Origin of the sequence: Staphylococcus simiae (assembly GCF_017357005.1) — a bacterium.
In the GTDB taxonomy this organism is placed as follows: Bacteria; Bacillota; Bacilli; order Staphylococcales; family Staphylococcaceae; genus Staphylococcus; species Staphylococcus simiae_A.
Genome location: NZ_CP071589.1, coordinates 1,740,437 through 1,762,422 on the forward strand (window position 1 = coordinate 1,740,437; position 21,986 = coordinate 1,762,422).

The window sequence follows — 21,986 nt, forward strand, 5'->3', positions numbered from 1 at the left end:
AAATTATATAAATATTTGTTTTAATTTTAGCATTAATTTAGGTTTAATTGCCAATAGTCTATTGTTATATTTCGCAATTTTTTATAGATAAATGATTGTTCATATCTGAGATTTTTTTATTAGACTTATCGCTTTACTTACCTAAAAGTCTTAACATAAATAACCATAACAGTTAACATTTCATTTATATTTCCCTTTTAAAAAAGGTGATAAGCATATATATCTTATCACCCATTTAAACTATATCAAGTCAGAGTCAACAGTAATTATTCTGCAGTTGCTTCTGTTTCTTCTGATTTTTCTTTTTCATCTAAATCGATGTTTTGCTCTGCAGCAACTTCTTCATTAGATACGCCTTGTTGTCCTTCTATGACAGCATCTGCCATTTTACCAGTTAATAATTTAACGGCACGAATAGCATCATCGTTTGCTGGGATAACGTAATCAATTTCATCTGGATCACAGTTAGTATCAACGATACCTACGATAGGAATATTTAATTTACGTGCTTCAGCAATAGCGTTACGCTCTTTACGAGGGTCAACTACGAATAATGCTTGAGGCATTGTTTTCATATCACGAATACCGCCTAAGAATTTGATTAAACGGTCGTATTCTTTTTTAAGTTCAACAACTTCTTTTTTAGGTAAAACTTCGAACAAACCATCTTCTTCCATTTTTTCAATTTCAGAGATACGTTTGATACGTTTTGAGATTGTTTTATAGTTAGTTAATAATCCACCTAACCATCTTTGGTTAATGTAGAATTGTCCAGCACGTTCTGCTTCAGCTTTAACTGATTCTTGTGCTTGTTTCTTAGTACCTACGAATAAGACTTTACCGCCATCTTCAGATACTTGTTTTAAGAAGTAATAAGCTTCGTCAACTTTTTTCACTGTTTTTTGTAAGTCGATGATATAAATACCATTTCTTTCAGTGAAGATATATTTTTTCATTTTTGGGTTCCAACGGCGTGTTTGGTGACCGAAGTGAACACCTGCTTCTAGCAATTGTTTCATTGAAATTACTGCCATAATAAATTCCTCCTAATGGTTAAATTACCTCCATTACAAACTACTGTAAAAACAATACAACAAGTATTGCACCATTTACATATCGTTATTTGTAATGTGTGTATTGGCTTTATAGCCGAAGATAAATATAACATATTGTATGGTTAAAAGCAAACAATTTTTAAAAGGTTTAACAGAGACAGATAAGCAATTGATTGTTTAAAATATCTATCATATCTATCTTTGTTATTAACTATTTACTTTTTTCTAATTCATCCAAGAATTTTTCTTTTTTAACTTTAATGAATGTACCTTTCATACCTAAAGAACGCGATTCTATAACACCGGCACTTTCAAGTTTTCTCAAGGCGTTAACAATTACAGATCTTGTAATTCCAACTCTATCAGCAACTTTTGATGCGATTAGCAATCCTTCAGTACCACCTAATTCATCAAAGATATGTTCAATTGCTTCTTTTTCTGAGTAAGAAAGTGAATTAATTGCCATAGTAATCGCTGCTTTGTCTCTAGCTTCTTTTTCCACTTCATTGTGTTTTTCACGTAAAATTTCCATACCTATAACTGTTGCAGCATACTCACCTAATACTAAGTCATTTTCATTAAAATCATCATGTACTCTACCTAATACAAGTGTACCTAATCTCTCCCCACCACCTAAAATTGGGAAGATTGTAGTTCTGCTATCGATGAACACTTCTCTATTTTCTGGTGGGAACACTGTTAAAACATTATCGATATCAATATTCGATTCAGTTTGTTTAACTTCCATTAATTGTTCAGTATATTCACTTGGAATGTGTCTTTCTTCTAGCATACTAATAATTCGTTCACTTTTTAATAATTCATTCAAACTTGATCCTAAAATTTTACCTCTACGCGATACGATGAAAACATTCGTAACTGTTACGCTACTTATTGTTTGTGCTACATCTTTAAAATCTACAGCTATACCCTTGTGTTTTTGTAATAATGTGTTTAATTCTCTAGTTTTAGATAATAAGCTCATGAATCTTTCTCCTTTTATATTTTATAAAATAAATGCACTTAAATCCTTATTTGTTGAAATTGATTTTAGTTTATCGTCAACATATTGAGGTGTTATATCTACAACAGCATGCGGCATATTTGGTGCTTCGAATGATAAATCTTCGAGCATTTTTTCTAAAATAGTATGCAATCGTCTAGCACCTATATTATCAGTATCTTGATTTACTTGATAAGCAATTTCAGCTAAACGCGTTATGGCTTCATCTGAAAAATTAACTGTTACTTCTTCTGTTTGTAATAATGCTTCGTATTGCTTTATTAATGATAATTTAGGTTCTGTTAAAATACTTACGAAGTCTGCTACTGTTAAGCTATCAAGTTCAACTCTAATTGGAAAACGACCTTGTAATTCAGGAATTAAATCACTTGGCTTAGAAACATGAAATGCGCCTGCTCCAATAAATAACATATGTTCAGTATTCACAGTACCATATTTTGTTTGTATCATGCTACCTTCCAAAATTGGTAAAATATCTCTTTGTACACCTTGTCTAGAAACATCTTGACCACTATTTTGATTATTAGTAGCTACTTTATCTATTTCATCAATGAAAATAATACCCATTTGCTCTGCTAATTCTAATGCTTCCTGATTTGCTGTCTCTTGATCGATTAATTGGTCTGCAAAATCATCTGCTAAGATTTTACGCGCCGTTTCAACAGCAACTTCTCTTTCAACTTTTTTCTTAGGCATTAATTGATTCATCATATCTTGCATTTGTTGATTTTGATTAGTTCCTAACATGCCTAAAGCACCTGGGTCTTGTTCAACTTTAATACGTACTTTTTCTTTTTCAAGTTTACCTTCTAGCAATTGTTGTTTAATTTCAGAACGTTTCGTTTTAATTTCTTCTGTTGGTGCTTCTTCCTCTTCATCGTTGTCTTGACCAAAATTAGGAATTGCACCTCCAAATAGAGATTCTAGCGGGTTATTTGATTGTGAAGCTTTCTTTTTCATACTTGGCACTAATAATTTGACAAGTTTTTCATTTGCTTTATTCGTTGCCTCATCTTTAACTAGTGCTTTTTTGTTATTTTTTACTAACCTAACTGAAACATCTACTAAATCTCTTACCATACTTTCAACATCTCGACCAACATAACCTACTTCTGTAAATTTAGTAGCTTCAACTTTGATAAAAGGTGCGCCAACAACTTTGGCCATTCTTCTTGCGATTTCAGTTTTACCTACACCAGTTGGTCCAATCATAAGAATATTCTTAGGGGATATTTCTTGCTTAGCTTCTTCATTTAATAAGCTTCTTCTGTATCTGTTACGTAAAGCAATCGCAACTTTACGCTTGGCATCGTCTTGCCCAACAATATATTCATTTAATTTAGATACGATCTCTTTTGGAGTCAATTTAATTCCACTTGTATCCATTAATTTCATTCCTCCATTTTGCACTAAATTTCAGTATTCATTTCCAAATTTCTAACTTTATAATGTCTCTACTACAATATTGTCATTCGTAAAGACACAAATGTCTGATGCTACTTTAAGACTTTCATAAGCCATTTCTTTAGCTGACATATGTGATGCATGTCGTTTTAATGCTCTACCTGCACTTAAAGCATAATTACCACCAGAACCAATTGCAATTAAGTCATCATCTGGAGCTATAACTTCACCAGTACCACTTACGATTAAAATTGCATCTTTATCCATGACAATCAACATTGCTTCAAGTTGACGTAATTGTTTATCTCCACGCCATTCTTGAGCTAATTCAACTGCAGCTCGTTCCAAATTACCACTAAATTGTTGTAATTTTGTTTCGAATTTTTCAAATAGTGTAAAGGCATCAGCAACACTTCCAGCAAAACCAGCTAAAACTTTGCCGTCATACAAACGTCTTACTTTGCGGGCAGTTTGTTTCATAATGACTTGTTGTCCTAATGTCACTTGCCCATCACCAGCCATAGCTGCTTCCCCATTATGTCTTACGGCATAAATAGTCGTTGCATGTAAAGTATTATTACTCATTATTCATTCTCCTTTTTTGCTCTAGGATGTGCATTTAAATACACTTTTCTCAATTGTTGATTCGATACGTGAGTATATTTTCCTGTTGTCGATAAATTTACATGTCCTAATAGTGCTTGAACAGTTCGCAAATCAGCACCTTCATTTAATAAATGTGTGGCAAAAGTATGTCTTAATTTATGAGGGTGTATCTTACTAACTCCTGATGTACGTTTAACGATGTCGTTCAGGACATATCTAACACCACGTTCAGTAATCGCTTCACCTTTTAAATTTACAATCAAAAAATCATGTTTCGAATGTTGTATTGGTTTAAACTCAGCTAAATATTGTTCAATACTTTGCTTACAGAATTCACCAAAAGGAACAAAGCGTTGTTTATTACCTTTTCCTAAAACCGTTACGCCATTGGAATACATATCAATATCTTGTTGCTTAATATTAACTAATTCAGATACTCGAATACCTGTTGCGTACAACAACTCCAAAATCACTCTATCTCTAATACCTTTTTTGGCATCTTGCTGTACCGTATTAAACAAGGCTTCCATCTCTTCTTCATAGAAAAATTGAGGAAGATATTGCTCTTTTTTAGGGTGTACTAATTGCACAAATGGATTAATGATGGAGTCATCCATAGTCATCCAATATTCATAAAAAGTACGTAACGTTGAGATTTTACGAGATACTGAAGTTCTTTTCAACTTATTTGAATAAAGGTAACTTAAATAATTTCTAGCATCTCGATATTGAAACGTTTTTAATTCTAAATGTTCTTGTTCCAAAAATTGATTAAATTGAACTAAATCATCATGATATGATTTTAATGTATGTTCAGAAAAGTTTCTTTCTACTTTTAATGTCTTTAAAAATGATTGTTGGATGTTATTCAATATGTCACCTCTCCACCAATATAAATTGTAGCATATACAAAATAGGGCTTACAGTAATTTGATATTCAATTCTAAATCTTTTGAGAATTGAATTAATTTTATCATAATAATTTTTACTTTTATTAAAATGTTTATAACGAAAATGTTTAGTTACACACTACAATGTATAAATTAACAATTAAATGAATGTACTTCTTTTAAACAAACAATATTAAATACTTTCTTCTACATATTACAGTATAAATCTTATTGCGTGTCATTTATTTAGCTCATCTTGATAAGATTCTTTTAAATTGTCAAAAATATGTAACAAATATAGCTAGTGATGTAATATCAACACAAAATTATCCCAATGTATTTTAGTTAATCTATATATGTGTGACAAATTATTATAATAATCCTTTTCAAAGCAGCTTGATTTACAGATAATAGTAATTCATTTTGTATATCAATTTCATATAGACTTTACATTTCAACTTCATATCTGACAAGATGATAGATATTCAACTAACGCAAAGAATCAATTAAAAAAGACTAGAATCGTATTTATTCTAAATTTGCAAAATGCTAACTACAGCCATGCAAATTTTAAAATAGTACTTCTAGTCTTTTTAACTATCTATAATGTTTTTTTGTAGTTTTCCAAGTAATCAAGTGCGCGATGTGCTTGAGCTTCATATCTTTCTTTCTTATCTTTAATACGTTTTTCTAGTGAAGGTAATAATCCAAAATTAGCATTCATAGGTTGGAAGTTCTTTTCATTTTTAGCATGTGAAATATAATATGCCATACTTCCTATCATTGTCTCTCTTGGAAATACAACTTCGCCTTTGCCCAACATTTTATGTGCTAAATTGATACCTGCTACAAGACCACTTGCTGCACTTTCAACATAACCTTCTACTCCTGTCATTTGACCAGCAAACTGAATATTAGGTTGATTAATCAATTCATATTTTTCATTTAAAACATCCGGTGAGTTGATAAAAGTATTTCTATGCATAACACCATAACGTACGATATCAACATTTTCTAAACCAGGGATTAATTTAATAACTTCTTTTTGTGCTCCCCACTTAAGATGAGTTTGAAAACCAACAATATTATATAATGTACCAGCTGCATCATCTTGTCTTAGTTGCACAACTGCATATGGTCTTTTACCAGTCTTAGGGTCTTCCAAGCCAACTGGTTTCATAGGGCCAAATAATAAAGTCTTACGACCACGTTCAGCCATGACTTCAAATGGCATACAACCTTCAAAATATTTTTCTTTCTCAAATTCGTTTACTGGTGCAACTTCTGCTTCCAATACCGCATCATAAAAGCGATTAAATTCTTCTTCAGTCATAGGACAGTTTAAATATGCTGCCTCACCTTTATCATATCTTGATTTTAAATATACTTTATCCATATCAATTGATTCTTTTTCAATAATAGGCGCTGCTGCATCATAAAAATATAATTGATCTTTACCAGTTATGTCGACAATTTCTTGCGCTAAATTTTCAGTTGTTAAAGGACCAGTTGCAATAATTGAATAACCCTCAGGAATAGAATTAATTTCTTCGTTAATTACATTAATATTTTCATGATTTCTTAATGTTTCTGTTATATATCCAGAAAAATCATGTCTATCCACTGCTAATGCTCCACCGGCAGGAACACGGGCTTTATCAGCTGCTTTAATAATTAAAGAGTTTAGTCTTCTCATTTCTTCTTTTAATACACCAACACCATTAGTTAAGGCATTACCTCTTAATGAGTTTGAACACACTAATTCTGCAAATTTATCTGTATGATGTGCTGGTGTTTGTTTTACTGGACGCATTTCAATAAGATTAACTTTTATACCTCTTTCAGCTAATTGATATGCTGCTTCGGATCCAGCTAATCCAGCTCCAATAACGTTAACAGTTTGAGTCATTGTAACTCTCCTTTATAAAAAATTTCATTGCATGATATTAATATTTTGGTTAATTGTTATACTTCAAATCATTATATATAACATTATATTTTTAAAGTGAATTTAACGTCATCGAGTAGGAGGATAACCATTATTTGATTATCCGTCCTCTCACACCACCGAGCGTACGGTTCCGTACTCGGCGGTTCAATATCTTGCGTAAGCCGTCTCTGCGAGTTGGGTTAATGGTTCTAACCCCCACTTGTAGAGACGTTTTGTTGTAAGTGCACGATGAACTTCATGCGTTGATGATAAGCGCCAGTATTTCTTTCTTGAATTGGCAATTTTCATTGCACTCTTATGGTCAAGTCCATACTTACGTAACATCTTATATTTGGTTTTTATTCTTTTCCATCTTTTGAGGATTAGTTGTCTAATGCGTCGGTTTAACCATGATTGTAACTTCGTTACAAAACCTGTAATAAATCCTTTACCAAAGTAATTTATCCACCCTCGTGTTACTTGATTAATTTCTGATATAATCTCTTTAAAGGTACCTGGTCTATTTCGTTTCGTTAGACGTCTTAAGGTGCGTTTTAAATTTCTTCTTGCTTCCATAGTCGGTCTGAAACGATAAGTGCCATTTACTTTGGTCATTAGACAACTCAAGAACTTTAAACGTGTGATAGAACCTACCTTGCTCTTTTCACTATTTACAATAAGTTTAAGGTCTTTTTCGATAAACTTTGTCACACTTTCCATGACACGTTGACCCGCTCGTTTTGTACGTACAAAGATGACGAAGTCATCTGCATAACGAACAAAGCGATGACCACGTTTCTCCAATTCATTATCTAATTCGTGAAGATAAATATTACAAAGTAACGGGGAAATAACACCACCTTGCGGTGCACCTATTTCTCTACTTCGATAATTACCATTGAGGTCGATTGCACCAACCTGTAGGCTTCTACGAATAAATTTAGAAATGGCTTTATCTTGAACATGTCGTTCAAATAGATACATTAATTTATCATGGTTCAACATATCAAAGCACTGTTTTAAATCACAATCAACTGCAACTAAGTAACCTTCTTCATAGTATGTTGCACATTCTTTAAGTGCAGTTCCTGTACTACGATTCGGTCTAAAGCCATGACTGTGTTTTGAGAAAGTACGGTCGATACTAGGTTCAATGACTTGTTTAATGGCTTGTTGGATAACTCTGTCTCTTGCGACAGGGATTCCAAGCACGCGCTTTTTCCCATTTGATTTAGGTATTTCAACCTTTCTTACTGCTTGTGGCTTATACGTGCCATCAAGCAGTTTTTGTTTAATTTGTGGAAAGTATTTTGCGAAATGTGATGTTAATTCACTTACTCGCATGCCATCGATGCCAGGTGCACCGTTGTTTTTCTTCACTTTCTTAATTGCTTTTTGTATATTATTCTCTCTTACAACAAGCTCCATCATAGATGGAGACTCACGATACATTTCTTTCATTTCACCTAAGATTTACTGTACGCACTCATATATCCTTTTTCGTTCCACTACTTATCTTTCTATGAGTTGCCAATCATTAATTGTATTCTGTACGTTGTAAATCTCTAACCTCCATTCTTTACTTTGTATGAATATTGTTCAGTCCTTCAGTATTTCTACCTACTATGACCTCTGCTGACTTCTCATCATTCGTTATTACTACGATTTTTTTATCGCTGATGAGACCTCCCCGGGTAAGAGTAACCACTTTCCACTCATTCCACTGCATCATTTACTATATAGAATGGAAATGATAATTTAATAATGTACACTTTTGACTGTTTAAGTATGTACAATCTGTAAAATTTAGAGATAATTTTATTGAGGTGAATAACAATGAAATTATCTTTAGATATAAATACAGATTATGAAGTTACAACTCTTTCAGATTTACCAAAATTAAAAATTGTTATGGAGAGCTTAAACATGAAAATTAATAAAAGTGAAATCGCAAGACAAATGAATGTAGATCGAAGAACAATAGATAAATATTTAAATGGCTTTAAACCTTCGGTTAATCGAAAAAAACAATCTAAAATTGATCCCTATTATGATTTAATAAAAGAATTGTTGTCTGAAGAATGTGAACAGAAATTCTTTTATAAACGCGTGTTATGGCAATACCTTAAAGATAATCATGGTCTAAATTGTGCGTATTCCACATTTAGAACATATATAAGAAAACATGATTTATTCAATAATTATTTTAAAAAAAGACGACAAAAGTCAACGCCTGTTGGAACAACTAGATTTGAAACAAAACCAGGTTGCCAAGCTCAATTTGATTGGAAGGAAGATATAAGATTTAAAACGAAGGATCATCAAGAGGTATCTTTAAATATTGGTGTTTTACTCCTGTCATATTCACGCTTCAAAATTATGCAAGTTACGATGAGTAAATCATTAGATGTATTACTTAATTTAATGGTTCAAGCTTTTGAATCTATTGAAGGTGTTCCAGAGGAACTTGTTACAGATAATATGAAAACAGTGATGAGTCAACCTAGGACTGAAACGTTTAGTGGACAAGTTAATCCTAAATTCAAACAATTCGCTGATGATTTTAATTTTAAAGTGAAGCCGTGTATAGCTGGTCGTCCTAGAACGAAAGGTAAAGTTGAATCCATTATGAAAATATTAGATGAAATTCATGCCTATCAAGGACAATTATACTTACATGAAATTCCACAATTTATTGACGAATTAAATGATCGTTTGAATTACTCAGTGCATAATGGGACAGGAAAAATACCAATTATTGAAGTAAAAAAAGAAAAGAGCTTCTTACAGCCATTACCCAATGTCCATGTAAGAAACTCATATAAAGTAGAACATAAATATTTGAAAGTCAATCGTTCGAATATGATTACATATCGCTCCAATCAGTACTCAGTTCCTGCTGAATACTATGGAAAAACGGTTGAAGTTCAAGTTTATGATCAACGTTTGTTTGTTTATTATAACACCAAATTAATCGTTGAGCATCCTATTACCCATCATAAATTAAATTATCAGCAACAACACTATTTAGAAACGCTAGCTGTCTCCTATGGAGACCATGATGATATTAATCAGCTGGCCTTAGATAATTTAAAAACGATAGGAGAGATGTATGATGAATAATATTACTAACTACCAACGTTTAAAAGATAATCTGTCATATCTAAAAATGAATCAAATGATTACTCATTTAGATGAAGTGATAGATTTTAGTATCACTAACGATTTATCATTTATTGATACTTTAATTAAATTGAGTGATTATGAAATCGCAGTTAAAGAAAAGAATATGATTGAATCAATGGTTAAGGTAGCAGCATTCCCTTTTAAAAAGGAACTGTGCGACTTTGACTTTTCATTCCAACCTAACGTCAATAAACAAGAAATCGTAGATTTTACTCATTTACGATTTATAGAAAACCATCAGAATATTGTCTTTTTAGGTCCAAGTGGTGTAGGTAAAACCCATTTAGCTACATCAATTGGTATGTCAGCAGCGAAAAAAAGAGTAAGTACGTATTTCATTAAATGTCATGATTTAATACAAAATTTGAAAAAATCTCAATTAGAGAATCGGTTAGAAAATAGACTCAAGCACTATAGTAAATATAAATTACTAATTATTGATGAAATAGGCTATTTACCTATTGATAGTGAAGATGCCAAACTCTTTTTCCAACTGATTGATTTAAGATATGAGAAGAAAAGTACCATTTTTACTACAAATATTAATTTCAATTTATGGAATGAAATATTTGAAGACCCTAAAATAGCTAATGCCATTTTAGATCGCATATTACATCACTCAAATGTCATAAAAATAACTGGGAAGTCTTATCGGTTAAAAGACCATTTTGTGAAAGTTGAAAAGACAGAATGACATTTTTGTACATTCTTAAACAATCATTTTTGTACATTCTTTTATTGACATTTACATATAGAACTCGGGTAGTATCGGACTTTATCTTGTATTGCAGATTCATCCATTCCACATAGCCTTGTATGATATTTCTGTTCGTCAGTGCGAGTGTTTGCGTCCGACTTCCTTCAGATTCCATTTCACAATGGACACCCTTGTCTTTCGCTAACAGTTCCTACTACCAAGCCTGTAACGGACTTTCACCGTCTAGTAATTACCCATGCCGGGCGCACAATAATAGCACAAAGATGATTTTATTTTAAATCGTCTTTGTGCTTCTTTATGTTCAATACTCCATATTGTCTTTTCGTGTTCCCAGCGTGCTGTCCCAGCATTCCCCAACTCGCACTGTTTGTATAAACTGATTAATCATTTTATTTATGTTAGGACCCCGGACTTCGGCTAGTACTGCTCCCTCGGGGGTCTTCACTACAATGCTTGGTTTTAACGAAATTGACAATTTCTATCAACTTTCAATAGAAATTGTCTTTTTTACTAAAAACTAGAACCTACTGTCTAAGACTCTTCTTAGTTTAATCAAATCATTAAATTCCGGTAATATACGCTTATTTACTCCATATATTTAAATGTTGTTCTTTAGCTTTTTCTTGAGCTTTAATGAATACATTACGATACTTGCCATTAGGTGCAAAATATTTTTCTCTTGCTAATCCTTTTTCAACTAATTCTTTATTATACATATGGTCTTTATCTAACCAGACATATGCTAATGTTCTACCATAGCGATCTTCTTTTTCTTTATCATATTCTAAATAAACATCTTTGTTCGTTAACGTTTTTTTACTATAGTTAGAAGCTTCTTTTCCAAAAGGTTGGACAGGTGTATTGGGTTTGACTGTTTCTGGAGTATCCACCCCTGTTAGTCTAACTTTTATTTGTTGACCATTTCTTGTAGCTACAAATGTATCTCCATCAACTACTCGAGTAATATGTACTTTATCTTTATCTTTCAAATCACCTGATTGAACAGAGTCATTCCCATTATTAAATGGACCTGAATGATTAATAAATTGAAAAGCTAAAACACCCACAACAATTAATGCCACAACTATTGTAGTGATTGACTTATTAGATTTCACTATTACACCTACTTTTACTATTTTTGTACCGACTAATCATATATAAGTTATACAACTACGTCAATAGTCATATTTATTTTCTTTCCTTTTAAATCTTATGAACCATGCTATAATATAATAGTTAAGGAGTGAATTAAATGAATATCAATAATGAGAATATGGTCACATTGATTGCTGTAATCATTGCAGTAATTATTGGTATCATTCTCCAAATAGTTTTTAAATTACCTTTAATCGTTTCTGCTGTACTATCAATTTTCTTAGGTATTTTAGTCGGCTTCATAGTATATATTATTATCACTATTGTTAATAAAAGACGACATAAATAAACCAGTAATATGAATAAAGCTTGCTATAAAATAACATGATATAATGTTAACTTTATAGCAAGCTTTATTTTTTTGAGTTTTACTGAATTAGCATGCAAATCTTGATACAAATAAATAGCAAGACCGACAGCTACAGCCAACCTTTGTCTAGTGCTTTTTTCCATGCATCAAATCTATTTTCAGCAAATAATTTATCTATAATTGTTGACGTATAATTGCGGACAGTACCATCACTTAGAAATAAGTTATCTGCTATTTCTTTACTACTTAACCCATTCCCTATTTCCCTTAAGACTACTTGTTCTTTATGAGTTAATGGATTTGACTCAGTAAATAATGAAGTCATTAAACTAGAACTATACTCTTTTTCACCTTTCATTACTTTATGTATCGTTTGCACTAAATCATCTACAGATCTTTCTTTTAACACGTAGGCATCAACGTCATTAGCAACAGCTTTTTCAAAGTATCCACTGCGTTTAAAGGTTGTAACAATAATGATTCTCGTATTAATTTGATGCTCTCTAACAAACGATAAAACCTCGAGCCCTGTCATTCCAGGCATCTCTATATCCAATATTGCTACATCAGGTTGCAATTGTGCAATTTTTTCCAAAGCAACACTACCGTTATCTACATCTGCTACTATGTCTATATTATCATGGAGATTAATAAGTTGAACCATCGCTTGTCTAAGCATGTTTTGATCTTCAGCAATAATGATAGAAGTCATGCGACCCCTCCTAATGGTATGGAAATTGTTAATTGTGTACCTTGTACATTATCAATATGTAACTTTCCTTCAAGTTGTTCTACCCGTTGATAAATACTTGTTAACTCTGTTGGCTCAACATCACCATTTATACCTTGTCCATTATCTTGAATTGTAAATATGAGCATTGTATTACGTTGAATTAATGAACCATAAACGTTATTAGCACCAGAATGCTTTATCACATTATTTATTGCTTCTCGTAAAATCATAGATAAAATGGATTGTTTTGTAGGATTTAAAGCATTAGCAAGCTGACCATGTTCAAAGAAAAATTGTATACCTGTATCCTGTAATATCTTTTCAACTGCTACAATTTCATCTTCAAATGATTGATATTTTAAATTACTAATGATTTCCCTAACTTTCATAAGTGAATCTTTAGACAAATCATTTATTGCCAATAATTCGACTTTAGTAGCCTCTATATTTGAATCTGCGAGTTTATATGCAAGTTCTGACTTTAATGACAGACTAGCAAATACATGTCCTAAGGTATCATGTAAATCTTGTCCAATACGATGACGTTCTTGTTCAGCAATCAATACATTAATATATTCATTCTTTTGTTCAATTTCAGATTTAAGTTGACGCTCTGCTACAACTTTGAAATTACCAAGCATAATTAATGTAATAACAACATAAAATATTAACATCGAGATAATCATATTTGAATCAAATAGATATGTAATGGTCAAACAAATTACCATTGTAGTTACACACATCATAAATTCTTTAGATTTCACTGTGACTTTCAAAGTAAATGGTAATGCAAAAGCACTAAAAAAGAAAAATAAGCTAATCATTGGTTGAAAACTATAGACAAAGTAAATAATCGCCAAATAATGTATCACTAACATATTAAATAAAATGTTTTGACTCAAATTTTTATAAAAGATGACAAGTAACACGTAAGATACTGTAAATATTAAAACAATACAAACATATAACCACTTAGGTCCCCTAATTGTACTAACAAAAATACCAATAAATGGAAAAAATAAATATATTAACGATGATAATTCACCGAGTGATACCTTTACTTTCTGTTGCATTTTAATTACACCACACTTTTTCGTTTATTTATAAAATAAGTTATCATTATAAAAATAACACTATTTAATATTAGTATAGCAAACGATTGAAATTGAAAGCCTTCATTATTTGTTACACTTATACCTAATTGCTTTAAATGATATGAAGGTAAGCTTTTTCCTATGTGCTGTAACCATTGTGGAAATGTATTGATTGGAAACCATAAACCACCAAGTACTGCGAGACCAATAGTTAAAATATTGCTTATAGCATTCACTTTTTGACTATCTTTAAACTGTGCAAAGATTAAACCTAATGATAAGAAGCTACTACCACCTAGCCATAATAGAAAACCAGATAATAACCACTTAGCCATTGTCATATTTACATCTTTATAAAAATGAGCTACTAAGAATAATATGACAATGGCTAACAAATATAGAATCGTTGTTTTTATCATTTTAGCTGTATAATAATTAAAACTATTAAAGGTGGTAGACATTAATTTTTTATACCAACCATTATTTTGCTCTTCAATTAAATCTAAAGGAAATGTCATCAAACTAAAACTAATTAAGCTATAAACTGTCATACTATACATATAATCTTTATAAAAATGTTGTTGAACAGCTTTTGGTAAATCTAAAATACTTGTAAACAAAATATAAAAGAATACTGGAAAGATAATTGATAACATTAAAGTCAATTTTTTACGAAACATAATTTTAATTTCATATAAAAGATAACTTAATAGCATGATTGATCACTTACGTCATTATTGTTTTCATGAAATAAAGCTTCTAATAATGATGTTTTAGTAATTTCAATATCATTTAAATTAACCTGTGCAGATTTCAATATAGATAAGACTTTATCAACATGAGACGTCGTAATAATAAGACGATTTGTATTATCTCTAGTTAATTGATATAAATCAGAATGATTTAGTTTAAGATTATAGCTTGATGGTATTTTAATCAAAGATTGATGATGTTCTTTGATTGTTTGTGGTGAATCATAAAAATGAATATGTCCATGATCTAAAAATATGACTTTATCAGCCATTCTCTCAACTTCTTCAATATAATGTGACGTATAAAAAATTGTTTTATTTTGTTGTTTTAATCGTTTAATGATTGACCAAAAATGTTCACGACTTTCTATATCCATCCCTGAGGTAGGCTCATCTAAAATCAATAACTGTGGTAGACCAACTAATGTTAATACAAAATCAAGTATACGTTGTTGGCCACCAGATAAATTTATAGCATATTGATTTAATATTTGGTCATCAAATTTTGTTAGTTCCACAAATTTATTATATGTCATCGTTTCGTTATAAAATGATTGATATAAATGAAATAATTCTTTAACTTTAACAGATTTCGGAAAACTAGAATATTGATACATCACTCCTCTATTAGCACTTATTAATAAGTTTTCATAGTCAGTTATATCTCCTTTACTAGTTTTAATGTTACCTATTAATAAATCTATTAGCGTTGACTTTCCTGCACCATTTTTTCCTATTAAAGCCGTACATTGTCCTTGTTCAATATTAAAATTCAAATCTTTAACTACATCATTATTATTGAAAGTTTTAGTTAAATTGTTGATGGTTATCATTGTTTTCACTACCTTTTTCGTTATAAATCAACTTTAACTGATTTTAATAATGTGTATTAGTATCAATTGTCATGAAATAAATATGACATTTGTCATTTTAGTTTACATAATATTATTATAGACAAGAAAAACGTCCCACATCATTACAGTGTGAGACGTTTACTTTTTATAAAATTGGTGACACTAATTTGGCTAAAGCTTCTTTAATTTTAATAGAAGTTGAACGTTGTTCGTATACTTCTTTCGTTAATTGTTTAGATTTTGTAATATCATCTTCATAAACTGCTTTTAAATTTTTAGCAAGTTGTTCATCATAGATAAACGCATTAACTTCAAAATTTAATTCGAAGCTTCTGAAATCCATGTTAGCAGTCCCAACGGATACTGCTTCTTCATCAATCATACACATTTTAGAATGAATAAAACCATTTTCATAAGTGTAAACTTTAACGCCACTTTCTAATAAATCAGAAGCATTTGCGTATGTTGCCCAATAAACAAATGGATGATCTGGTTTACATGGAATCATTAAATGTACATCAACACCTGACTTCGCAGCCATTTTTAAAGCGTTAATGTAAGAACTATCAGGAATAAAGTATGGACTTTGTAAATAAATTGATTTTTTAGCACTCATAATCATTTTAGTATAACCGTACTCTATTTGATGCCATTCACTTGCAGGACCACTTGCAGCAATTTGAATCGCTGTTTTACCTTCCACGCCATCTTTTTTAGGGAAGTATTTTTGATCATATTCAAATTGTGGACGATGTGCTTGAGAATTCCAATCTAAAATAAATCGTAATTGTAACGCATCAACTGCATCACCATGAATACGTAGATGTGTATCTCTCCAATGTCCTAACTTTCCTAAGCCTAAATATTCATCACCTATATTAAAGCCACCAACGTAGCCTAATTGACCATCAATTACAATGATTTTACGATGATTTCTATTATTCATACGGAAGTTCAGCATTGGAACTTTAGATGCAAAAAAGGCTTCCACTTCTCCGCCTAAAGATTTAAAATGATCAAAGTTTGCCATTTTGACATTTTTAGAACCGACATCATCATATAGAATTTTAACTTCTAAACCTTGCTTTAACTTTTCTTCTAAAGCCTTTAAGATACGTGTTCCTAGACCATCCAATGAAAATGTGTAATATTCTAAATGGATATAATTTTTAGCATTTTTAATGTCTTCTAACACTTGATCATAAAGGTCATTACCATCAATAAAGTAATCAACTGTATTATCCTCTGTTAAAAAGCCATCTTGTTCCATTAACAACATTCTAATTAAATCATGATGTCGCTCTACTTGTTTGTTATTAGTACCATAATTTCCTTTATCAAAGCTTTCAATTTGACTTTCAATTAAACTATCAAATTCAGTTAGAGCTTTACCGTTATATTTATTTAACTTACGTGACGACACAGTTCTGCCGAAGAATAAATATAGGATAAAGCCAATAAGCGGTAATACAAATAATACAAATAACCAAGCCCAAGTAGAACTTGCCGAACGTCTTTCACGTTCTAAAAAGATAATAATAAATGCTAAGACAATATTAATTATAAAAGCGATTGCTAAAATAATTGTAAATAATGTTCCTAAGTCATTTGAAAATGAAAATTCCATAAATTTTGCTCCTATACCGAATGACCTAATCATTCTTTAATTATTATTTAGTGAAAGATAAAGTCAAAATAGCATTGAATTCTTCTTCATTTTGTGGGAAAGTACGCTCTTCAATTTCTTTAATAGTGATACTAACTAAATGTAATTGACTTGCTTCGTCACTACTTAAGAAGTTATTGATATCTTTTTCTAGTAACTCCAATGTATCAGCAGTAAAGGTCTTAAATTTTACTTGTTCCATCATATCCCTCTTTTCTTTATGTTTATTAAATCATAGTGCTTTTTAAAGTAAAATTCAATTAATTTTGTCACTAAAAGTATAGTTATAACAACTGTATTATGGTTTTACCTCCTTGTTGTATCATAACTTTATTGTATAATAATATTATTAAATTTTATAATTTATTATTTTGATTGGGAGGCAATAAAGTGATTTCTTTTGAAAATGATTATTTAGAAGGTGCACATGAAAAGGTATTACAACGTTTAATAGATACCAATTTTATACAAGCCGCTGGTTATGGCTTTGATCAATTTACTCAACAAGCTATCGATAATATTAAAACTGTAATAAACTGTCCTGAGGCAACGATTCGATTTTTAGTTGGTGGTACGCAAACGAATCAAGTTGTCATAAATTCTGTATTAAAAAGTTTTGAAGGTGTTATTTCTGCAGATAGTGGTCATGTAGCTGTACATGAAGGTGGTGCTATTGAATTTAGCGGACATAAAGTACTAACTATTCCATCTCATGCTGGAAAAATATTACCTCAAGATGTTAAGCAATACATCGAAACATTTAATTCAGATTTTAAAAAAGATCATATGGTCTTCCCTGGTATGGTTTATATTTCCCATCCAACAGAATATGGTACGTTATATTCTAAGCAAGAATTAAAAGATTTATCAGATGTTTGTCGTCATTATAACTTACCTCTATTTATGGATGGTGCACGTTTAGGATATGGTTTGATGAGTGATAATAGTGATTTATCAATAGAAGATATTGCTAAATATTGTGATATTTTCTATATAGGTGGCACGAAAATCGGAGCATTATGTGGTGAAGCAATTGTCTTCACTAAAAATAATGAACCGGCAAACTTTACGACTTTAATTAAGCAACATGGTGCATTATTAGCAAAAGGACGTTTGACTGGTATACAGTTTTTAGAATTATTTACTGATGACTTATATTTTAAAATTAGTAAGCATGCAATTAACATGGCACGAAAAGTCAAACAAGGCTTTATCGATAAAGGATATCAACTTTATTTTGATTCGCCTACAAATCAACAATTTATCATTTTACATGAAGACAAAATAAGAGAATTAGAACAAAAGGTCAAATTTGCAATATGGGAAAAATATGACGATAATCATCGAGTTGTTCGATTTGCAACAAGTTGGGCGACAACAGAAGAACAGGTTGAGAAATTATTATCTTTGATATAATAAATTTTAGGAGTACGCTTATGTGCTCCTATTTTTATAATTAATGAATATACTTATGGTTTAGTATATGTTAAAAGTTGAATTTATATATTTATCGACATTAAAAATTTCTATGTAAGACTTATCATTGTAGGACTATAAAAATTTTTACGTTAGTTGCTAGTCGTCGTTAGTACTAACTTCTGTGTTGTGAGATGACTCAGTGTGTTGAGTATCATCAACATGATTATTAACTTGTTCTGCCATGAGACCAACCTCCATTTATAGTCTGTCGACTTATTCCATTTCAGCTTTTATAACGTCATCAGTATGTTTTGGACAATAAAAAATAACCTTCACGTTGGAAGGTTAAAAAAGCGTATAAAAATAGCACCACTTTCTATTTATCTGTGTAGAAAGGATGCTTATTTATCTAGTAGTTTTATTTCTTTAATTTCTGATTCATCTAGTGACCATATACCTACACTTGTTTTTAAATCCATAGAAAAATTGCCAGAATCATTTTCAAATGGATTGTCATATCCTATAACAAATCCTGATAATTCTTTGTCATTATCTAAAATTACTAAAACATCGTGTCCATATGAATTTGGAATTCTCATTTAATCCTCCCCTTTTCTACGAATGGTATAACATGAGTACCTGTTTTTGAATAATGTACTTTTCCTATTTTTGTTTCAATGTATTCACCTGATATATATGCTTTTCCAATTATTTTTCCAAAGTTAATTATCTCTTTTTGATTAAAATTTCCGTTTAATAATAATATGTTACCGGTAGTAGCATATTTTAAAATTAAGTTGTTCAACTCTTTATTAGATAGCGTGGTAAAACTTGGTTGGTTAAATCCACTTTCCATTGCATACTTCCTATTTCTCTCAAACAGTTCATATCCTTTTTGGTATCTGTTTTGTTTTTCATGGTTTAATTCTAATTTTATTCTACCATCTTTAATCATTTCTAGCATTTCATTTTTAGCATTTTGTTGTAATTCTTCACTATCATCTTCTAACTTATACTTACCTTTACGTTCTTTAAAGAATTGATTTCGCCAATTGCCAACATGTGGGACGATAGTACTGAGACAAAATGGATGCATCGATGGTGCATTAACACCTGGCATCATAACTTTAAATACTTCACTCACATTGGAAGATTAAAAATGGGTATAAAAATAGCACCACTTTCTATTTATCTGTGTAGAAAGGATGCTTATTTATTAGTTTCTTGATTTTCTTTTTTTAATTTTTCATAATATTCTTCAATGTCTTTAAAAAAGTCTTCTACAGAAATATGTCCATCTAATTGTTGAATTGACATTTTGCTCACCCCTATTACCTTTTAAGTTCTATATACTTCGTATTATAGAGTTGTTTTAGAATATAATCAACAACTATATCGGCTTTTTCGATATTATTATGTTGCTTTATGTCTTTAATAAGACTAATTACTTTATTTTCATCATATAAACTAGTTTTACTTATATATTTTACTGCGCTGTAATTTGTAACAATTGTTAACGTTTTTATAGATTTATTTTCAATAAATAGCTTTAAATCATTCATTGAAAAACTTGATTGTCCAGGATGATTATGTAGCATCGTTATTGAATAAGGTTTGCTGTTAAATATTAATTCTGTTGATTTTTCTCCTGGCACAAATGATACACTATCCTGGTCACCATATACTTTTATAACTTTACCATTTTTTAATAAATACGCCACTTCATTACTGTTATTATTTTCTTTAGCATCTTTAAGTAATGCTTTATGTTGTTCTTGTATAAATTGATTTTCTTCTTTAGTATGAGTTGGAATATCAATATATCTTATTTTATCAATGGCTTGATCAGTACTGTTTACTTTCTTCCCTAGTACTTTAGCTTGTTCCAATTTCTCTGTATTATCTTCATCTTCTAGCTTATACTTACCTTTACGTTCTTTAAAGAATTGGTCTCGACAATTGCCAACATGTGGGACGGTAGTACTGCGACAAAACTGATGCCAAAGTTATTTATGATACTTTTAGGCTTTTACGTTATGCATATATAAAAATTCTCTTTTTAGTGCAAAATCAATCTGACTGTTTAAATGGTGACCAATAACTGCTGAGTAATAAAAATATATAGTACTGGTTCAAAACATTAATATCCAAAGTATTTCTAATAATGAAAAGAAAATCCAAGACTTATCACCATTTTTTTGAAGTGAACCCCAAAAGTTAAATTTTAGGTTTAACTTTTGGGGTGCGGTTCACTTTCTACATTTATTGCTTATTTATTACTTAATGCATCTTTAGCCATATGAATTGCATCTTTATATTTTAAAATAAGTTTGGTGACCCACTTCCACGCTCAACAACACATAATACAATGAAATTAAGTGGACAAAAAGTAGACAAATACTAACTTTAAAAGTTAAAATTACTATTTCTGTCCACCTAAAGCTATATTTTCACACAAAAAAAGAGCTAAAGCGAAATCGCTCTAGCCCTTGATATTACTAAACTCATCCCATTTTGTTTAGCGTATTAATATTGTTTCATGTACTGCTCGCGCTCCCATTCAGACACTTGGGTACGGTTTTAAAAAATGGGATTTATTCACCTTCTTTAGATATTAAAATCGCATAATGACGAGAATTCACAAATTATAGAGTTTATCACTTTTTAAAAGCAGTTGCCCATTTAGTTGCCCATAAAGGAAATTTTTAAAAAATGGGCAACTAATTATTCTTTATCCCTTATATATCAAGGGATATAGCCGTATATTTTTAATTTTCCTATTTTCCCTCAATTTCCTTTTGATAATTGTAAAGTTTTTCGGCGTTTAATAAGCCTAGTCTATCTAATTTTGACTTACCTAACCTTAATTGTTTAATAGTTGCTTCATTAACCCCCGTATCTTTACTTATTTGATAAGCACTTATATTTGAATTAAACAACTTAATTATTTCATCTCCCATTTAAAACACAACCTTAACAAAAGATATTATCATTATGATTAACAATAAAACTAGTACAAATTCAATTTTTTCTTTTTTGTTAGTTTTTCTTAGTTTGTAATTTATTTTCATAGTTTACAAATAAATGAAGAGCGTTTTATAATATATGTGAGAGGGAGGTTACCCTCCCGCAATTAGTTAAGTTCAAAAGCTATCTCGATTATGATAACGGCCAAGTTAATTTTTATCGA

General features: G+C 30.6%; 23 protein-coding genes and 1 pseudogene. 5 read left to right on the forward strand and 19 right to left on the reverse strand.

Features of this window, described 5'->3' with window-relative positions; translation table 11 throughout:
• Positions 1-266 precede the first annotated feature (266 nt).
• A complete protein-coding gene (gene rpsB / locus J3R86_RS07800) occupies positions 267-1,034 on the reverse strand; it encodes a 30S ribosomal protein S2 (RefSeq protein WP_207516845.1) in 768 nt (255 codons plus the stop codon).
• Between the two features lie 15 nt (positions 1,035-1,049).
• Here rpsB and J3R86_RS12235 point away from each other — a divergent pair, with 15 nt between their 5' ends.
• Positions 1,050-1,181 (forward strand): hypothetical protein, encoded by a 132-nt coding sequence (locus J3R86_RS12235; RefSeq protein WP_278249685.1) that lies wholly within the window; start codon positions 1,050-1,052, stop codon positions 1,179-1,181.
• An 85-nt stretch (positions 1,182-1,266) separates the two neighbouring features.
• Here the strand turns inward: J3R86_RS12235 and codY are convergent, their stop codons facing one another.
• The 6 genes from codY to ltrA all read right to left on the reverse strand — a co-directional run bounded on the left by codY (position 1,267) and on the right by ltrA (position 8,361).
• The gene (codY, locus tag J3R86_RS07805; protein ID WP_207516846.1) at positions 1,267-2,040 is read right to left on the reverse strand and encodes a GTP-sensing pleiotropic transcriptional regulator CodY; all 774 of its coding nucleotides are present in this window, start codon (positions 2,038-2,040) and stop codon (positions 1,267-1,269) included.
• A gap of 21 nt (positions 2,041-2,061) precedes the next feature.
• Positions 2,062-3,465, reverse strand: a complete 1,404-nt coding sequence (gene hslU / locus J3R86_RS07810) for an ATP-dependent protease ATPase subunit HslU (protein WP_207518534.1) — start codon at positions 3,463-3,465, stop codon at positions 2,062-2,064.
• Positions 3,466-3,522: 57 nt separating this feature from the next.
• Positions 3,523-4,068: an ATP-dependent protease subunit HslV gene (hslV, locus tag J3R86_RS07815; RefSeq protein WP_207516847.1), complete on the reverse strand. Its 546-nt coding sequence runs from the start codon at positions 4,066-4,068 to the stop codon at positions 3,523-3,525.
• On the reverse strand, positions 4,068-4,961 hold the full coding sequence (gene xerC / locus J3R86_RS07820; RefSeq protein WP_207516848.1) for a tyrosine recombinase XerC: 894 nt from the start codon (positions 4,959-4,961) through the stop codon (positions 4,068-4,070). The genes hslV and xerC overlap by 1 nt, the downstream gene beginning before the upstream one ends.
• Positions 4,962-5,580: 619 nt before the next feature.
• The gene (gene trmFO, locus J3R86_RS07825) at positions 5,581-6,888 is read right to left on the reverse strand and encodes an FADH(2)-oxidizing methylenetetrahydrofolate--tRNA-(uracil(54)-C(5))-methyltransferase TrmFO (protein WP_207516849.1); all 1,308 of its coding nucleotides are present in this window, start codon (positions 6,886-6,888) and stop codon (positions 5,581-5,583) included.
• 186 nt (positions 6,889-7,074) lie between these two features.
• The gene (gene ltrA, locus J3R86_RS07830) at positions 7,075-8,361 is read right to left on the reverse strand and encodes a group II intron reverse transcriptase/maturase (protein ID WP_207518488.1); all 1,287 of its coding nucleotides are present in this window, start codon (positions 8,359-8,361) and stop codon (positions 7,075-7,077) included.
• Between the two features lie 384 nt (positions 8,362-8,745).
• On the opposite strand from ltrA, the gene istA reads away from it, so the two are divergent.
• A complete protein-coding gene (gene istA, locus J3R86_RS07835) occupies positions 8,746-10,032 on the forward strand; it encodes an IS21 family transposase (protein ID WP_207516850.1) in 1,287 nt (428 codons plus the stop codon).
• Positions 10,025-10,789, forward strand: a complete 765-nt coding sequence (istB, locus tag J3R86_RS07840; RefSeq protein ID WP_207516745.1) for an IS21-like element helper ATPase IstB — start codon at positions 10,025-10,027, stop codon at positions 10,787-10,789. Before istA ends, istB begins: the two co-directional genes overlap by 8 nt.
• Positions 10,790-11,394: 605 nt before the next feature.
• On the opposite strand, the gene nucI is transcribed toward istB, so the two are convergent.
• On the reverse strand, positions 11,395-11,928 hold the full coding sequence (nucI, locus tag J3R86_RS07845; protein ID WP_207516851.1) for a thermonuclease NucI: 534 nt from the start codon (positions 11,926-11,928) through the stop codon (positions 11,395-11,397).
• A gap of 137 nt (positions 11,929-12,065) precedes the next feature.
• On the opposite strand from nucI, the gene J3R86_RS07850 reads away from it, so the two are divergent.
• Positions 12,066-12,257, forward strand: a complete 192-nt coding sequence (locus J3R86_RS07850; protein ID WP_207516852.1) for a LapA family protein — start codon at positions 12,066-12,068, stop codon at positions 12,255-12,257.
• A gap of 130 nt (positions 12,258-12,387) precedes the next feature.
• On the opposite strand, the gene J3R86_RS07855 is transcribed toward J3R86_RS07850, so the two are convergent.
• The 6 genes from J3R86_RS07855 to J3R86_RS07880 form a co-directional block, all read right to left on the reverse strand.
• Positions 12,388-12,990 carry a response regulator transcription factor gene (locus J3R86_RS07855; protein ID WP_207516853.1) on the reverse strand — a complete coding sequence of 201 codons (603 nt, stop codon included), beginning with the start codon at positions 12,988-12,990 and terminating at the stop codon, positions 12,388-12,390.
• Complete coding sequence (locus J3R86_RS07860) at positions 12,987-14,084, reverse strand: sensor histidine kinase (protein WP_207516854.1); 1,098 nt, start codon at positions 14,082-14,084, stop codon at positions 12,987-12,989. Before J3R86_RS07860 ends, J3R86_RS07855 begins: the two co-directional genes overlap by 4 nt.
• Before the next feature lie 5 nt (positions 14,085-14,089).
• Positions 14,090-14,821 carry an ABC transporter permease gene (locus J3R86_RS07865; protein ID WP_207516855.1) on the reverse strand — a complete coding sequence of 244 codons (732 nt, stop codon included), beginning with the start codon at positions 14,819-14,821 and terminating at the stop codon, positions 14,090-14,092.
• Positions 14,812-15,690 (reverse strand): ABC transporter ATP-binding protein, encoded by an 879-nt coding sequence (locus tag J3R86_RS07870; protein ID WP_207516856.1) that lies wholly within the window; start codon positions 15,688-15,690, stop codon positions 14,812-14,814. Before J3R86_RS07870 ends, J3R86_RS07865 begins: the two co-directional genes overlap by 10 nt.
• A 166-nt stretch (positions 15,691-15,856) precedes the next feature.
• On the reverse strand, positions 15,857-17,338 hold the full coding sequence (gene cls, locus J3R86_RS07875) for a cardiolipin synthase (RefSeq protein WP_207516857.1): 1,482 nt from the start codon (positions 17,336-17,338) through the stop codon (positions 15,857-15,859).
• Between the two features lie 43 nt (positions 17,339-17,381).
• Positions 17,382-17,579 carry a hypothetical protein gene (locus tag J3R86_RS07880; RefSeq protein ID WP_002465337.1) on the reverse strand — a complete coding sequence of 66 codons (198 nt, stop codon included), beginning with the start codon at positions 17,577-17,579 and terminating at the stop codon, positions 17,382-17,384.
• 188 nt (positions 17,580-17,767) lie between these two features.
• Here J3R86_RS07880 and J3R86_RS07885 point away from each other — a divergent pair, with 188 nt between their 5' ends.
• The gene (locus J3R86_RS07885; RefSeq protein ID WP_207516858.1) at positions 17,768-18,793 is read left to right on the forward strand and encodes a threonine aldolase family protein; all 1,026 of its coding nucleotides are present in this window, start codon (positions 17,768-17,770) and stop codon (positions 18,791-18,793) included.
• A 404-nt stretch (positions 18,794-19,197) separates the two neighbouring features.
• On the opposite strand, the gene J3R86_RS07890 is transcribed toward J3R86_RS07885, so the two are convergent.
• The 5 genes and pseudogenes from J3R86_RS07890 to J3R86_RS07905 form a co-directional block, all read right to left on the reverse strand.
• Positions 19,198-19,395, reverse strand: a complete 198-nt coding sequence (locus J3R86_RS07890) for a hypothetical protein (RefSeq protein WP_207516859.1) — start codon at positions 19,393-19,395, stop codon at positions 19,198-19,200.
• Positions 19,392-19,940 (reverse strand): polymorphic toxin type 50 domain-containing protein, encoded by a 549-nt coding sequence (locus J3R86_RS07895; RefSeq protein WP_242685720.1) that lies wholly within the window; start codon positions 19,938-19,940, stop codon positions 19,392-19,394. The genes J3R86_RS07890 and J3R86_RS07895 overlap by 4 nt, the downstream gene beginning before the upstream one ends.
• A gap of 187 nt (positions 19,941-20,127) precedes the next feature.
• Positions 20,128-20,685 (reverse strand): head morphogenesis protein, encoded by a 558-nt coding sequence (locus J3R86_RS07900; protein WP_242685721.1) that lies wholly within the window; start codon positions 20,683-20,685, stop codon positions 20,128-20,130.
• 20 nt (positions 20,686-20,705) lie between these two features.
• Positions 20,706-20,796, reverse strand: a pseudogene (locus J3R86_RS12325) (polymorphic toxin type 50 domain-containing protein); the annotation flags it as partial.
• Positions 20,797-21,573: 777 nt separating this feature from the next.
• Positions 21,574-21,756, reverse strand: a complete 183-nt coding sequence (locus tag J3R86_RS07905) for an XRE family transcriptional regulator (protein ID WP_207516860.1) — start codon at positions 21,754-21,756, stop codon at positions 21,574-21,576.
• Positions 21,757-21,986: the final 230 nt, after the last annotated feature.